This is a genomic window from Massilia phyllosphaerae, from assembly GCF_034659755.1.
In the GTDB taxonomy this organism is placed as follows: Bacteria; Pseudomonadota; Gammaproteobacteria; order Burkholderiales; family Burkholderiaceae_D; genus Telluria; species Telluria phyllosphaerae.
Genome location: NZ_JAXSQX010000003.1, coordinates 367,250 through 381,818 on the forward strand (window position 1 = coordinate 367,250; position 14,569 = coordinate 381,818).

Consider the following 14,569-nt stretch of genomic DNA (forward strand, 5'->3'; position numbering starts at 1 on the left):
CCGGATACAGGAAGAACCTTCAGTAGAACCGGTTTGCCGTGGCGCACGGTTGAGCGTGCGCAATGGCAACTTATACGATAATGCGTGTCTCGAACTTGCTACGGAAGGTCGAGAAATACGCCTTCACGTTGCGCACGTTGCTGTGGGTGGTAAATAAACGGTGTGCCAGCGCGTGGTAGGCCGGCATGTCGGCCACCTGCACCACCAGCACGAAGTCGGGGCCGGGTGCAACGCGGTAGCACTGCAGCACGGCCGCTTCCAGCGCCACCACGCGTTCGAACTCTTCCATGCGATCGGCCGCCTGCACGTCCAGCGTGATCTCGACGATGGCAGTCAGGCGCGCACCCACCTGTTCCGGTGTCACCAGCGCAACTTGCCGTTCGATAACACCGTTATCCATCAGCTGCTTGACGCGACGCAGGCAAGTCGGCGGCGACACGTGTACCAGGGCTGCCAACTCGGCATTGGTATGCGAGGCGTCAACCTGCAAGACGTTGAGAATGCGACGATCGATTTCGTCCAGCGTTTGCGTTTCTTTCGGCATTTTTATAAAAATATCTTCACAATATGAAAGGAAATTTCATCATCAGGATAGCATGAAATATTCTTTCAAAATTTACTAAAGTACGACAGCTTATTTCATGGCAACTGTTCTACAGTAGTGACATCAGACAACTTTTCGGAGATTTATCATGTGCGGCATCGTCGGGGCAGTTGCCCAACGCAACATCACCCCCATCCTGATCGAAGGCTTGAAGCGCCTCGAATACCGCGGCTATGATTCCTGCGGCGTTGCCCTGCACGTGGACGGCCACCTCGCGCGTTCGCGCAGCACCTCGCGCGTGGCCGATCTCGAAACGCAAATCGCCGAAACCCAGTTGCAGGGTTTTACCGGCATCGCCCACACGCGCTGGGCCACCCATGGCGCCCCGGCCACCCGCAACGCCCACCCGCACTTCTCGCCGAGTGAAGAGAACGCCCGCATCGCGCTTGTCCACAACGGCATCATCGAAAACCACGATGAGCTGCGTGCCGAACTGACCGGCCTTGGCTACGTGTTCCAGAGCCAGACCGACACCGAAGTCATTGCCCACCTGGTCGACCACATGTACAGCGGCGATCTGTTCGAGACGGTGCAGCAGGCCGTAAAGCGCCTGCATGGCGCCTACGCGATCGCCGTGTTCTGCCGCGAAGAACCGCACCGCGTGGTGGCCGCGCGCCAGGGCTCGCCGCTGATCGTCGGCGTCGGCAAGGGCGAGAATTTCGTCGCCTCGGATGCGATGGCGCTGGCCGGCACCACCGACCAGATCATCTACCTGGAAGAAGGCGACGTGGTCGACCTGCAGCTGGCGAGATATTGGATCGTCGACGCCGAAGGCCGCCCGGCCGAACGCGAAGTGAAGACCGTGCATGCGCACACCGGCGCCGCCGAACTGGGCCCGTACCGCCACTACATGCAGAAAGAAATTTTTGAACAACCGCGCGTGGTTGGCGACACCCTGGAAGGCGTCACCGGCATCATGCCGGAACTGTTCGGCGACCAGGCCTATCGCGTGTTCAAGGAAATCGACCGCGTCCTGATCTTGGCCTGCGGCACCAGCTATTACGCCGGCCTCACCGCCAAGTACTGGATCGAGTCGGTGGCCAAGGTGCCGGTGAACGTCGAGATCGCCAGCGAATACCGCTATCGCGACAGCGTGCCGCATCCGTCGACGCTGGTGGTGACGATCTCGCAATCGGGCGAGACGGCCGACACCCTGGCCGCGCTGAAGCACGCACGCAGCCTCGGCATGCAGCACACGCTGACCATCTGCAACGTCGCCACCAGCGCCATGGTGCGCGAGTGCAAGCTGTCCTACATCACCCGCGCTGGCGTCGAAGTCGGCGTCGCCTCGACCAAGGCGTTTACCACCCAGCTGGCCGCGCTGTTCCTGCTGACCCTGACGCTGGCGCAAGTCAACGGCCGCCTCGACGACGAGCAGGAAGCGAATTACCTCAAGCAGATGCGCCACCTGCCGGTCGCGCTGAGCGCGGTGCTGGCGCTGGAGCCGCAGATCATCGCCTGGGCCGAGGATTTCGCGCGCAAGGAAAACGCGCTGTTCCTGGGCCGCGGCATCCACTACCCGATCGCCCTCGAAGGCGCGCTGAAACTCAAGGAAATCTCGTACATCCACGCCGAAGCCTACCCGGCAGGCGAGCTGAAACACGGCCCGCTGGCGCTGGTGACCGAAGAGATGCCGGTGGTGACCATCGCCCCCAACGACGCGCTGCTGGAAAAGCTGAAGTCGAACATGCAGGAAGTACGCGCCCGCGGCGGCCAGCTGTACGTGTTCGCCGACGTCGACACCCAGATCACCTCGAGCGACGGCCTGCACGTGATCCGTCTGCCGGAGCACTACGGCCTGCTGTCGCCGATCCTGCACGTGGCGGCCTTGCAGCTGCTGGCGTATCACACGGCGCTGGCGCGTGGTACCGATGTCGACAAGCCGCGTAACCTGGCGAAGTCGGTGACGGTGGAATAAGTTCGACCACGCCTTTTATACCCTCTGTGGCGGACTAATAAAGTCCGCCACTAACTGCCACAAAAACCGCAGCCAATCCCGTCCCCTGGTGGCTTGTCGAGGTAGCAACAAGGTCGTACACTGCGTCGTATTGACCATCAGCGATCTGCCAACAGCAGACTTCTCCAACGGCAGCTGGTTCGGTCCGGCCCACTGAGCAAGGTTATGAGGCTTATTCGACGTTATCAGTCTTCGGACATGCAGGCATGTCTGCATATCTTCGATGGCAACACCCCGCGGTTTTTCTCGCTTGTGGAACGTGAGGATTTCAAAAATTTTTTGGTCAATGACGCTGTTGTTTGGGATTATCTAGTCATCGAAGACAACGGTAGCATCGTTGCTTGTGGCGGGCACAACGTCGATAAGGATGCGAAGTCGGCCAGCTTTTGTTGGGGTATGGTTGCCAACAATCTTCACAGCACTGGGATTGGGAAAATGCTGACCATCGCGAGGCTGGAGACAGCCAGTGCTCTCGGTAGCGTTACAAGAGTTCGGTTAGACACCAGCCAGCACACCCAAGGTTTCTATGCGCGATTCGGTTTTGTGCCGGAGCGTATTATTCCTGATGGATATGGGCCGGGACTTGATCGATGGGAGATGACTCTGAGTCTAGAAGAAAGTGACGACTTGCTATTCAAGAAGAGGCAGCGAGTTGACTGACAGCATTTGGCCGTTCACTGCCGGATAGCAGCTCGCCGGGTTAAACAGATCACCGGCCGTGTTGACCGGTAGCTTTCGACCATGAGCAGTCGTACATCACCTCCACCTGCTTATTTTTTCCACACTTGTTCATTGTTTGATTGGCCATAGGCGCCCCAGGCCGACCAAAAAGCATCAGTACAGATCGTTGCGCACGCTCTGCGCATAATGCGCGTTCATGTGCGCGATCTGGTCAGCATCGAACTGTGCCGCGGGATCAGCCATTTTTGTCAAGGCCACCATCATGGTGCCGATCGTTGGCACCATGTCGCGCTCCAACTGCGCTTCCGGCTCCCACAATCCAGCGCGGTTGATGGCTTTGCCACAATGCATCAGCACCTCGTCGACCAGCACCACGGTGGCCGTTTTTGGCACGCGCTCTCCTTCCTTGAGTTCGGCGAGCAGGTCACTGTCAGTGACGACACGCGCGCGGCCATTGATGCGCATGAAGATTTCCAGTCCGGGGAAAATAAACAACAGGCCGACACGGTTGTCGCTTTGCAGGTTTCGCATCGACTCGATGCGGTTGTTGCCAGGCCAGTCGGCATACGCGACCGTATGAGGATCAAGCACGTGCACGAAGCCCGATGGGCCTCCCCGCGGCGAGGCATCAAGGCCGTGCGGGCCGCTGGTGGCCAGGCAAAAGAATGTCGCCACCTTCAGGTAGGCAATGTGGAAATCGACTAAATGATCGAGTACTGCTTTCTGGATACGTTCGGAAGGGGGAGCGTACAGCGTGTCTAGATCGATAGCGGACGCCGGGGTGGGGATGGAAGGGGTACGGTCTGTCATGCGGCGAGTCTCCTATTGATGGGAAACACAATCTTAAGCTTCGCTCCCGTGGCGGCAGTACAATAACCGCGCCAAAGAATAACGAAAAGCCGCCATACACGACTTGAAATTCAACTACAACACCATTAATTCGGACGACGGGCCGGTACTGCTTGCGCTGACTGCCAGCGCGGACATGGAACGTTTTACGGATAAGCACAGTCACGCGCGCGGCCAATTGTTTGCGTCGCTACGCGGTTTGCTGTCTGTTGGACTAGATGACGGAATGTGGATCGTTCCATCTATCCATGCTGTGTGGATGCCACCCCATGCCACGCATTCGATCCGCTCGCACGGCCCGTTTCATGGCTGGGGCGCCTATGTTGCCGAGTCGGCGTGTGTGGACCTGCCACAAAAGCCCTGCACCTTGCGTATTTCGGGTTTGCTGCGCGAAGCGGTGCTTCGTGCCACCGCCTGGCCGATGGGCCCACTCGACCTCGCCAATGCGCATGTCGCCGCCGTTATCCTTGATGAAATTCGTAGCATGGTGGTGGAGCCTTTTGGCTTGCCTCTGCCCAACGACGTCCGCCTCCAGCGGATCGCCAGCGCGTTGATCGCCGACCCCGCCAATCCGCGCGATCTAGAGCAGTGGGCGGAGTGGTCGGCCATGAGCGCGCGTACCCTGAGCAGGCGCTTCGTCAGCGAGACCGGTTTCACATTCTCGGCCTGGCGCCAGCGCGCACGCTTGATGCGCTCGCTTGAGATGCTGGCAGCAGACGTACCCGTGAATACCATCGCCCTGGAGCTAGGGTATTCCACAGCCAGCGTGTATATCAGTTTGTTCCGAAAGACGTTCGGGCAAACGCCTGCGGTATATCGCCAGGGGCTGTAGCACCAGTCACTTGCATTCGTTCACATTGCCGCGATCAAGGAGAGGGCTGCGCTGTTCACCTGTGCCGCATTTCTTACCGCCTCAGCTTGACCAGCTGCTTGCCGAAGTTCTGGCCCTTCAGCAGGCCCAGGAAGGCCGCGGGCGCGTTGGCCAGGTCCTGCGCGATCGTTTCGCGGTACTTGAGCTTGCCCGATGCGACCAGCGTGCCCAGCTCGTCCAAGCCCTGGGGCCAGAATTCCATGTGCTCGCCGACGATGAAGCCGCGCACGGTCAGGCGCATGACCAGCACCGCGCTGAAATGATGGAGTGGAACAGGCTCGCCCTGATACCCCGCGATCAGGCCGCAGACGGCGATCCGGCCGAACGGATTCATGCGCGCCAGCGAGGCGTCCAGCACCGCGCCGCCGACGTTTTCGAACACCGCGTCGATCCCGTCCGGCGTGGCCGCCGCCAGGTCGGCCGCCAGCTTGCCCGCCTTGTAGTCGACACAGGCATCGAATCCCAGTTCGTTGACCACGTAATCGCACTTCTCCCTGCCGCCCGCGATGCCGACCACGCGGCAGCCCTTCAGCTTGGCCAACTGGCCAACGGCGCTGCCGACCGCACCGCTGGCGGCCGACACCACCACGGTCTCGCCGGGTTGCGGTGCCATGATCTGGTTCAGGCCGTACCAGGCGGTCATGCCCGGCATGCCCACCACGCCGAGATAGGCCTGCAAGGGCACCTTGCCGGCATCGACCTTGCGCATGCCGCTGCCGTCCGAGACGCCCATCTCCGCCCAGCCAAACTGGGCGACGACCTTGTCGCCGATGGCGAATGCCGGGTTGTTAGACCCCACCACTTCGCCCACCGTGCCGCCGGGCATGGTGGCATTCAGTGGCGCCGGCGGCCGGTAGCTTTTGCCTTCGTTCATGAGTGAGCGCATGTACGGGTCGACCGTCAGGTATTCGTTGCGGACCAGCACCTCGCCATCCTTCAGTGCGGGCACCTCGACCGTTTCGAGCCGAAAATTCTCTGGTGTGGCCTCTCCCGTGGGACGCGAGGCCAGCACGATGCGTTGGAACGTGGTCATATCGATACCTTCTGTATGGGGACAATGATCCGCCATAGTAATGCGCCAATGATGTCGCCGCTTCACACGCATGGCGGCGCCACCGCATGGAACGGGTTCTGGCGCAGAGGTCGGGTAGAATCACCCCATCATGACAGCGCCAACCGGCGCCCCCTCTCGTCCACGATGGCTTCTGCTCCCCTGTTCTCGGGTAACGACGAACTCGCTTTACGCATGGCGCAGCATGACTGGGCCGCCTCCGTCCTCGGTGTGCCCGAGGCCTGGCCGGCCGCGATCCGGACCGTGGTCCGCCTCATGCTCGACGCCAAGCATGCGATGTTCGTGTTCTGGGGACCGCAACTCGGCCTGGTCTACAACCAGCCGTATGTGCAGTTCTTGCAGGACAAGCACCCGCGGGCGCTGGGACGCCCTTTTCGCGACACCTGGCCGGAATTGTGGCCGCAGCTGGGGCCCCTGATTGAACGTGCCCTCGCCGGCGAGTCGATCTACATCGAGGACATGCCGCTGGTGATGTTCAGGAACGGCCGTGACGAACAGACCTGGTTCACGTTTTCCTATTCGCCGATCTACGATGACGGCGGCGCCATCGTCGGCCTGTACGGCACCGGTACCGACACCACGCGGCGGGTGACGACCGAGCGCCGCCTCGCCTTCCAGCTGCGCATGGCCGACCAGCTGCGTGGACTGGCCGATCCGCTCGAGGTCGCGCGGCGCGGCAGCCGCCTGCTGGGCGAAGAACTCGGGGCCAGCCGGGTGCTGTTCGGCGAAATCCTGGAAGACGGTGCCCATGGCGTCTTTCACTCGAACCATACCGACGGTTCGCTGGATGAATTGCATGGCATGTTCGATACGGGAAACTTCGGCGCCAGCCTGTTCGCCACGCTACGCAGCGGCCGCACCAGCGTGCACAAGGACATCGATGCCGAGCTTGGCACAACCGACCCCCAGGCGGCGTGCCAGTTCCGTGCCCTCGACACGCGGGCCGAGATCAGCGTGCCGGTGCTGCGCGAAGGCCGGCTGACCAGTATCCTGATCGTCAACGACCGCGCGCCGCGCGCCTGGACACCCTACGAAATCGAACTGGTGGAAGACATGGCGGAACGCACCTGGAATGCGGTCGAGCGCGCGCGCGCCGAAGCCGCGTTGCACGAGGCCAACTACCGGCTGGAAGACCTGCTCAGCCAACGCACGGCCGAGCGCGACCGGCTTTGGGACATGGCGCAGGAGATCCTGGCCATCGCCACCACGGAAGGCTATTTCCTCAACTGTAATCCGGCGATGACCGAGACCCTCGGCTGGACGGAACGCGAGCTGCAAGTGGTGCCGTTCTCGGGTTTTGCCCATCCCGATCAGATCGAAGAACTGGCCGGCGTCATGGCGCAGCTGGCCGCCGGCAAGACCGTCACGCGCTACGAAATCCGCACCCGGCACCGCGATGGCAGTTACCGCTGGCTGTCGTGGACGGTCGTGCCGCGCGACAGGCTGCTGTACATGGCGGGACGCGACGTCACCGAGGAAAAGCAGGGCCAGGAAGCCTTGCGCCAGGCCGAAGACGCGCTGCGCCACGCGCAAAAGATGGAAGCCATCGGCCAGCTCACCGGCGGCATCGCCCACGATTTCAACAATATGCTGGGCACCATCGTCGGCAACATCGAGCTGGCCCGTTTCCACCTGAAGGCGGGGCGCGCCGACAAGCTGTACCGTTACCTCGACGGCGCCTCGCATTCGGCCAACCGGGCCGCGACGCTGACCCATCGCCTGCTGGCCTTCGCGCGCCGCCAGACCCTCGACCCCAAGCCGACCGACGTCAACCAGCTGGTGACGTCGATGAACGAGATGATCGCGCGTACGGTGGGGCCGGCGATCGCCATCGACCTGGCACTGGACAGCGCATGGCGCGTCACGTCGTGCGACCCGAACCAGCTCGAGAATGCCCTGCTCAATCTGGTGATCAATGCGCGCGATGCCATGCCCGGCGGCGGCCGTCTCCTGATCCGCACCTGCGACCTCGGCCGCGAGTTGCCGCAACACCCGGCCGGCCTTGCAGCCGCCGAATTCATCCGCATCAGCGTCAGCGATACCGGCACCGGCATGGATGCCGATACCGCCGCCCGCGCCTTCGATCCTTTTTTCACGACCAAGCCCCTGGGTCAGGGTACCGGCCTGGGTTTGTCGATGGTGTTCGGCTTCGTCAGCCAGAGCAACGGCCACGTCAGCCTCGACTCGGCGCCGGGACGCGGTACCACGGTGCATATCGACCTGGCGCGTTGTGACGACGCGCTGCCGGTGACGCCGGACGCCGCGCCGGCGGCAGACCAGCCCGGCACACCGCGCAGCATGACCATTCTGCTGGTCGACGACGAAGCCGCGCTGCGCCAGGTATTGGCCGAGGTGTTGCGGGATGCCGGCCACACCGTGTTCGAAGCCGGCGATGCCGCCACGGCGCTGGCGAAACTGCGCCACATCGACCGCGTCGACCTGCTGGTGTCGGACATCGGCTTGCCGGGCGGCGTGAACGGGCGCCAGCTGGCCGAGACCGTCCGTGGCGCCAGCCCCGCGACCCGCGTGCTGCTGATCACCGGTTATGCCGAGTCGAGCGCGCTGGACCAAGGTGCGCCGGCGCCGTACATGGGACTGCTCACCAAGCCGTTCGCACTCAAGGATTTCATGGCGCGGGTGGCCCGGATCGCCGCCGGCCTGCCGGACCGGGACGGTGCCTGATCAGCCCTGGGCATCCAGCGCAAAGCGCAAGCCATAATTGTTCAAGGTTCCCGGCAGCCGCCCCGGCACCATTTTCTGTCCCGATACCAGCGCCAGTTCGCGTCCATCGATCAGCGCCGCCAGCAGCGCACTCGACAGCATCTGCACCAGATGCCGCGCCGGACACACCGCCGGCCCCGCGCTGAACGGTACCAGCGGCCATTCCTGGTCGCTGCGCGCATGCAGCCACAAGGCCGGCGTGAAGCGGTGCGCATACGCCAGGCGCTGGTCGTCGCGGTGGAAGAAGGGCGCGAACACCAGCACGCCGGTACGCGCCGGCATGGTGCCGCCTTCCCATTCGGTATCCCGGGTGGTCTGGCGCAGGATGGCCGGCGTGGTCGGCCACAGGCGCACCGCTTCCAGCAGGGTCGCACGCAGGAGCGGCAGGAATTTGCGTTCGATGCCGGGCTTGGCGCGGATTTCGGCACGTGCTTCCTGCGCCTGTTCCGGATGGGTCGCCAGCAGCGCGAGCGCGCGGAAGGTGGCCATGCCGGCGGCATCGAAGGCGAACAGCCATTGCGGCACCTGCTGCTCCGGCTTGGTGTCGGCGCTGTACGGCGTGCGCGCGATGACGGCGGCCAGGCTGCCGGGTTCGGCGCGCTCGAGGTAGTGCTGGATACGGGCGAAGAAACGCGCCTGCGTCGCCTTCTTCTTCGGGTGCAGGAAGGCCCAGTTGGCCGCCTTGCGCAGGGCGACCGTGATGTCGTTGAGTTCCTGGTCATCGCTGGCGCCGTCGCCGAACACCACGCGCCGCGCCAGGCGGTACCAGCCCTGGGCGAAGGCATCCCAGTCGAGTTCGCCTTTAGCGCGCGCCGCCGCCAGGATGCGTGCGGCTTCTTCGTCGACCACCGGCAGGAAGCGCTCGGCCATGTGGTGCACCGCCTGGTTCGATTCGAGCACGGCGTCATTGAACTCGCGGCGCTCAGTGCGCAGCGCGCCTTGCGAGATCAGCACGCCTTCCGGCTCGAAGTGCGACAGCGCGGCGCGCTTTTCGCTGCTGGCCGGCGAAAACGGGTCTGGCGATTCGTTGAGGACGCGGTAGACGTGTTCCGGAGACAGCACGACCGCTTGCTTGCGGATCGGCAGCGGCAGCATCAGCGGCCCCTGGCCGTACTTGTTGCGCAGCTTTTGCAGGCGCTGCACCGCGCGCGTATCGAGTTGCCATTGCTCGGCCAGCGCCACGGCGCCGGGGCGGCGGATGATCACGCCCTTGGTGAAGGTCGGCGCCAGCACGTCGACGGCGAGCGCCACGGTATCGAGCAGGCTGGCCTGTGGCAGCGTGTCAGGCGCTTGCGTGCGCGATGCCGCCGCCATCCTGCCGAGCGCATAGCCGCCGAGCAGCCCCAGCGCACCGGCGGCCAGGGCCAGGTTTTCGTTTCGTTTCGTCATTGAGCATGCCTTTCTTGGTTGCCCCAGTGTGGCATAGCTCTCGCCTACCCGAATTCAATTGTGCGCGGGCAGGCTGGCTTTTAAAACACGGCCGCCACGGTCAGGGTAAACCCCTTGCGCTCGTGTTCGGGCTGGGCCACGGTGCCGGCGTACTGGCCGTTGGCGGTCACGCTTGCATCGCCGCTGCGCGGCGTCTTGAGCCAGTCGTAACGGCCGCGCACTTCGAGCCAGGGCGCAACCGCTGGCCGCATGGCGGCGCCCAGGCGCACGCCGTAGGAACGCCGGGTGTCGAACGCCACCGGATCGAGCACGCCGGAAAAGCCGACGTGCAGGCGTTCCGGTGCAGCCAGCACCGCGGCGGCATCGACGCTGACCTTGCCGGCCGCCGGCTGCCAGGCTTTACTGGCACCAGCCACCAGCCGCGTCGAGCGGTAGCTTTCCTGCAGCCCGGCGGCGGCGGCCGTGCCGCGGATGTCGCGCTTCCAGCGGTCGACCTCGATCGCGGCCTGCACCGCATAATCGCCCGTCAGCGCGTAGGCGGCGCCGATGCGCCCCGCCGCCAGCCCGGTCGCCGTCTTGGAAGACGCTGCGGCGCCGTTCTGGGTCTGGCCCTGGTAGTCGATGTTGCCGTGGTACCAGTCTGCGCCGCCGAACCAGGTGATGTTGCCGCTGCGGTAGCCGGCCTGCAGCGCCACGCCGGGCAGCCAGCCGTCTTCTTTCACCAGGCGGCGCCCGCCGGGGGCGGTTTCGGTATGCGTCACGTTGCGCACGCTCGGGCCAATGCTGCCCTGCCACTGGGCACAGGCGGGATGGATCAGCGAAGCGTAGAGGGCTGCGGCAAGGCCGGCGCGAAGGATCGATGTCATTTGCTGATTATAGGGTGAGGAAAAGCGGGGCACATGAAACGACACAGCCAGCCAGGACGCGCATGGCGTCCTGGCTGGCTGGCATCGGTCCGACCGGCTCAAGCCGGCCGGGAGTCGAGCGGATCGATCAGATCGACGACAGGAAGGCAGCCCACGCCACCGTTTCGGTGTTCGTGATCGTGCCGTTGCCCGAAGCGCTGAAGTCCACGCGCACGCCGTTCGAGACGACGGTCGCGGTGACCGACGAGGCGTTGCCGGTGACGATCAGCGAGCCGCTGCTCGGTACCGTGGCGGTCGGGCTGCTGAAGACGAAATCTGCCAGGCTCTTGACGGTGTACGAGAAGGTGCCGAGTTTCGGGCTGGTGCCGGACAGGCCGAAGTTGGCAGCGCTGGAGCTGACGCCGTTTTCGGTCTTGCCGGTAACGGTATAGGCAGTGATGTTGCGTTCCACAGCGGCCGCACTACCCTGCTGTTCGGTAGTTTTAAGTGAGTTACCCGACAGCGCGATGGTGTTATTGCCCGGTATGGTGTTGCCGGACGTGGTTACGGTGGGGGCAGTGGTCTGGTTCAGTACGATCTTCATGTCGCCGTTGACGCCGACCTTGTTGGTGCCGCTGACGATGTTGAAGTCGGTAAAGGTGCTGTCCATCGTGACGCCGAAGATGCGCTTGCTAACGTCTCCGGTCACACCGGAAAAATTGATCTTTAACGCGCCGCTCACGGTTTGGGTGCCTTGAATGCAGCTATTGGCAGTGATCGTGAGGGTGTCGCCATTGCTGAAGGTATCTGGGTTGCTGACCGTACCGGTGGTTACCAAGGTACCGCCGCCACTGCAATTGTCGGTTTTGCTGACCGTGACACCGGTCAGCAAGTGCTGACCGCTATAGGCTAGATTGACCAGCTTGAGCAGCGGCGCCACGACATTGTTGTTGATATTGGTCACGCTCACGCCGGTCAGGATACCGGTCAGCGGAGTCGAGGATGAGCCGACCGAGGTCGTGGCGGCGTAGGCATTGCTGGCCGCGCTGGTCGCATTGGTGGCGGTGATCGACGATTGCGTCGACGCGGGCGGCGTGGTCGTCACCGGCGGCGTGGTGGTGCTGCCGCCCGTGCTGCCGCCGCCGCCACCACCACCACCGCAAGCGGACAGCACCATAGCGGAACCGAGGGCAAGGACCAGGAGTGGTTTGTTCATAGTTATTCTCTCTTTAATGACGCACGCCTTGGCCGGCGTGGGCAGGGCGGAAGCGTAGTTCAGTGTTGTTGGGTATAAGGGTGCGGGAAATGGTAACGGGTACTTTCCACACGCACACTGTCAAATTGTCACAAAATAATTCTGAAAGAGGCGCGCGTTTGAAACGGCAACGATGAATGTATCAGGGAATCAAATTGACAAGCTTGTCGACACTGACAAAAAATATCGACCCATACGTATTAATACGAATAAAACGCTAAATATATCCGTTATTCACAAATATAATTTTTATTCAGGTATTTGGACGAATATAATTTCGCATCCTTAAGGGATTTGTCCTGCTCAATGGACGCCAAGAACGTGCATGCCTGGCCTTCGTGGTCGAAGCGTTCTTGTCTCGTTCGCCTCTTGTTCGGCCCCACCTGGCACAGCGGTTCCCAGGCCTGGCCGGCGATGTCGCCCTCGTTACGCGTCGTGTCGCGAGCCTCGTGGCTCTGCCCCATGCTTTAGCTAAAGGACTTCCGTCTGTACTAAAGCCATTGAAGCCCGTTTCTTCAATCAGCTTGCTAGTTAATTAGTTAATAAGACGTATGCGTAAGACACTATCGTTAGCAGTCGCCCTCTCCTGCCTGGCCCTGACTTCCTGCAGCCGCACCCCGCCCGCCTCCTCGGACAAGCCGCTCGACGTGGTCCTGATCGGCGGCGGCGTGATGAGCGCCACCCTCGGCACCCTGCTCGAGGAATTGCAGCCCAACCTGTCCATCGAGATGGTCGAGCGCCTCGATTCGGTCGGCGCCGAGAGCTCGGACACCATGAACAACGCCGGCACCGGCCACTCCGGTTTCGCCGAAATGAACTACACGCCGGAAAATCCGGACGGTAGCGTCGGCGCCAGCAAGGCGGTCGAGATCAACGAGCAGTTCGAGATCTCGAAGCAGTTCTGGGCCTACCAGGTGCAAAAGAATTACCTGGGCAACCCGCGCACCTTCATCAACAACGTGCCGCACATGGCCTTTGTCTGGGGCGACAACGTCGACTTCCTGCGCAAGCGCTACGCCGCGCTGACCCATGAAAACCTGTTCAAGGGCATGCTGTACAGCGAAGACCCGGAACAGATCCGCCAGTGGGCACCGCTGGTGATGAACGGCCGCGACAAGAACCAGCGCATCGCCGCCACCCGCATGGACATCGGCACCGACGTCAACTACGGCGTGCTGACCCGCAGCATGGTCAAGCACCTGACCGACACCGGCATGACGTTGAAACTGCGCCACCAGGTCGAGGACATCAAGCGCGGCGCCGACGGCATCTGGAACATCAGCATCAAGAACCTGGCCGACAACACCACCCAGAACGTGCGCACCAAGTTCGTCTTCATCGGTGCCGGCGGCGCCGCGCTGCCGCTGCTCGAGAAGACCCAGATTCCGGAAGCCAAGGGCTACGGCGGCTTCCCGGTCGGCGGCCAGTGGCTGGTCACCACCAACCAGGAAGTGATCAAGCAGCACTGGGCGAAAGTCTACGGCAAGGCCTCGGTCGGTTCGCCGCCGATGTCGGTACCGCACCTGGATACCCGCCTGGTCAACGGCAAGCCGGCCCTGCTGTTCGGCCCGTTCGCGACCTTCTCGACCAAGTACCTGAAAAACGGTTCCTGGATCGACATGCCGTCCTCGGTCAACACCAGCAACGTCCGTCCGATGCTGCAGGCCGGCTGGGACAACATCCCGCTGACCAAGTACCTGATCCAGCAGGTGCAGCTGACGCCGGAAGAGCGCCTGGCCACCCTGCGCGAGTACCTGCCGAACGCGAAGATGGAAGACTGGACCCTGCAGAACGCCGGCCAGCGCGTGCAGATCATCAAGGACGATCCGAAGAAGGGCGGCATCCTGCAGTTCGGTACCGAAGTCGTGGCATCGGGCGACGGTTCCGTGACCGCGCTGCTGGGCGCCTCGCCGGGCGCATCGACCGCCGCGCCGATCATGCTGAAGGTGCTCGAGAAGTCGGCTTTCCGCGACCAGCTCAAGACGCCCGAATGGCAAGCCAAGATGCATGAAATGGTGCCGTCGTACGGCCGCAAGCTGAACCCGGACGCGGCGTTCGCCAACCAGATCCGCCAGTACAGCAGCGGCGTGCTGGGCCTGAAGGCGTTCAACCTGAACGTGGCCGATCCGTCACAGGCACCGGCCGCGGCGCAAGTGCCGGCCGCCACGCCGACGCCGGTGGTTGCACAAAAGTAAACCGCTACCCTGCCCTGGCGGCGGCCAGCTTGCCGCCGCCAGGATGCTGAAGCCGCCCGCCCGGGCGGCTTTTTTTTTTGCACTGGCGCAGACGGATCGTGGTGTCATTTTGTGGCGCTAGGGCAAGATT

11 protein-coding genes are annotated in these 14,569 nt (G+C 62.9%); 5 read left to right on the forward strand and 6 right to left on the reverse strand.

The window, feature by feature from the left end; all coding sequences use genetic code 11:
* Positions 1-70 precede the first annotated feature (70 nt).
* Entirely contained in the window at positions 71-544 is a 474-nt protein-coding gene (locus U1H99_RS14285; RefSeq protein WP_323142392.1) for an Lrp/AsnC family transcriptional regulator, read from the reverse strand.
* Positions 545-692: 148 nt separating this feature from the next.
* Between U1H99_RS14285 and glmS the strand changes: the two genes are divergently transcribed.
* Positions 693-2,522, forward strand: a complete 1,830-nt coding sequence (glmS, locus tag U1H99_RS14290) for a glutamine--fructose-6-phosphate transaminase (isomerizing) (protein ID WP_323142393.1) — start codon at positions 693-695, stop codon at positions 2,520-2,522.
* Positions 2,523-2,726: 204 nt separating this feature from the next.
* Positions 2,727-3,221: a GNAT family N-acetyltransferase gene (locus tag U1H99_RS14295; RefSeq protein ID WP_323142394.1), complete on the forward strand. Its 495-nt coding sequence runs from the start codon at positions 2,727-2,729 to the stop codon at positions 3,219-3,221.
* Between the two features lie 174 nt (positions 3,222-3,395).
* Here the strand turns inward: U1H99_RS14295 and U1H99_RS14300 are convergent, their stop codons facing one another.
* On the reverse strand, positions 3,396-4,052 hold the full coding sequence (locus U1H99_RS14300) for an MSMEG_1061 family FMN-dependent PPOX-type flavoprotein (protein ID WP_323142395.1): 657 nt from the start codon (positions 4,050-4,052) through the stop codon (positions 3,396-3,398).
* Positions 4,053-4,146: 94 nt separating this feature from the next.
* Between U1H99_RS14300 and U1H99_RS14305 the strand changes: the two genes are divergently transcribed.
* Positions 4,147-4,923 carry an AraC family transcriptional regulator gene (locus U1H99_RS14305; RefSeq protein ID WP_323142673.1) on the forward strand — a complete coding sequence of 259 codons (777 nt, stop codon included), beginning with the start codon at positions 4,147-4,149 and terminating at the stop codon, positions 4,921-4,923.
* A gap of 73 nt (positions 4,924-4,996) precedes the next feature.
* Here U1H99_RS14305 and U1H99_RS14310 read toward each other — a convergent pair whose 3' ends face one another.
* Positions 4,997-5,995, reverse strand: a complete 999-nt coding sequence (locus U1H99_RS14310) for an NADP-dependent oxidoreductase (protein ID WP_323142396.1) — start codon at positions 5,993-5,995, stop codon at positions 4,997-4,999.
* Between the two features lie 165 nt (positions 5,996-6,160).
* On the opposite strand from U1H99_RS14310, the gene U1H99_RS14315 reads away from it, so the two are divergent.
* A complete protein-coding gene (locus U1H99_RS14315) occupies positions 6,161-8,716 on the forward strand; it encodes an ATP-binding protein (RefSeq protein ID WP_323142397.1) in 2,556 nt (851 codons plus the stop codon).
* On the opposite strand, the gene U1H99_RS14320 is transcribed toward U1H99_RS14315, so the two are convergent.
* The 3 genes from U1H99_RS14320 to U1H99_RS14330 form a co-directional block, all read right to left on the reverse strand.
* Positions 8,717-10,144, reverse strand: a complete 1,428-nt coding sequence (locus U1H99_RS14320) for a cytochrome P450 (protein WP_323142398.1) — start codon at positions 10,142-10,144, stop codon at positions 8,717-8,719. It lies immediately after the preceding gene.
* An 80-nt stretch (positions 10,145-10,224) separates the two neighbouring features.
* Positions 10,225-11,010, reverse strand: coding sequence for a hypothetical protein (locus U1H99_RS14325; protein ID WP_323142399.1), 786 nt, complete (start codon positions 11,008-11,010; stop codon positions 10,225-10,227).
* Between the two features lie 127 nt (positions 11,011-11,137).
* On the reverse strand, positions 11,138-12,205 hold the full coding sequence (locus U1H99_RS14330) for a hypothetical protein (RefSeq protein ID WP_323142400.1): 1,068 nt from the start codon (positions 12,203-12,205) through the stop codon (positions 11,138-11,140).
* Positions 12,206-12,795: 590 nt separating this feature from the next.
* Between U1H99_RS14330 and mqo the strand changes: the two genes are divergently transcribed.
* Complete coding sequence (gene mqo, locus U1H99_RS14335; RefSeq protein WP_323142401.1) at positions 12,796-14,439, forward strand: malate dehydrogenase (quinone); 1,644 nt, start codon at positions 12,796-12,798, stop codon at positions 14,437-14,439.
* The last annotated feature ends 130 nt before the right edge of the window (positions 14,440-14,569 follow it).

Excerpts from the sequence above, each read along its gene's own strand:
- U1H99_RS14315 (WP_323142397.1), top strand. The coding sequence starts at position 6,161 with ATGGCTTCTGCTCCCCTGTTCTCGGGTAACGACGAACTCGCTTTACGC.
- U1H99_RS14325 (WP_323142399.1), bottom strand. The coding sequence starts at position 11,010 with ATGACATCGATCCTTCGCGCCGGCCTTGCCGCAGCCCTCTACGCTTCG.
- U1H99_RS14330 (WP_323142400.1), bottom strand. The coding sequence starts at position 12,205 with ATGAACAAACCACTCCTGGTCCTTGCCCTCGGTTCCGCTATGGTGCTG.
- U1H99_RS14310 (WP_323142396.1), bottom strand. The coding sequence starts at position 5,995 with ATGACCACGTTCCAACGCATCGTGCTGGCCTCGCGTCCCACGGGAGAG.
- glmS (WP_323142393.1), top strand. The coding sequence starts at position 693 with ATGTGCGGCATCGTCGGGGCAGTTGCCCAACGCAACATCACCCCCATC.
- U1H99_RS14295 (WP_323142394.1), top strand. The coding sequence starts at position 2,727 with ATGAGGCTTATTCGACGTTATCAGTCTTCGGACATGCAGGCATGTCTG.
- U1H99_RS14285 (WP_323142392.1), bottom strand. The coding sequence starts at position 544 with ATGCCGAAAGAAACGCAAACGCTGGACGAAATCGATCGTCGCATTCTC.
- mqo (WP_323142401.1), top strand. The coding sequence starts at position 12,796 with ATGCGTAAGACACTATCGTTAGCAGTCGCCCTCTCCTGCCTGGCCCTG.
- U1H99_RS14320 (WP_323142398.1), bottom strand. The coding sequence starts at position 10,144 with ATGACGAAACGAAACGAAAACCTGGCCCTGGCCGCCGGTGCGCTGGGG.
- U1H99_RS14300 (WP_323142395.1), bottom strand. The coding sequence starts at position 4,052 with ATGACAGACCGTACCCCTTCCATCCCCACCCCGGCGTCCGCTATCGAT.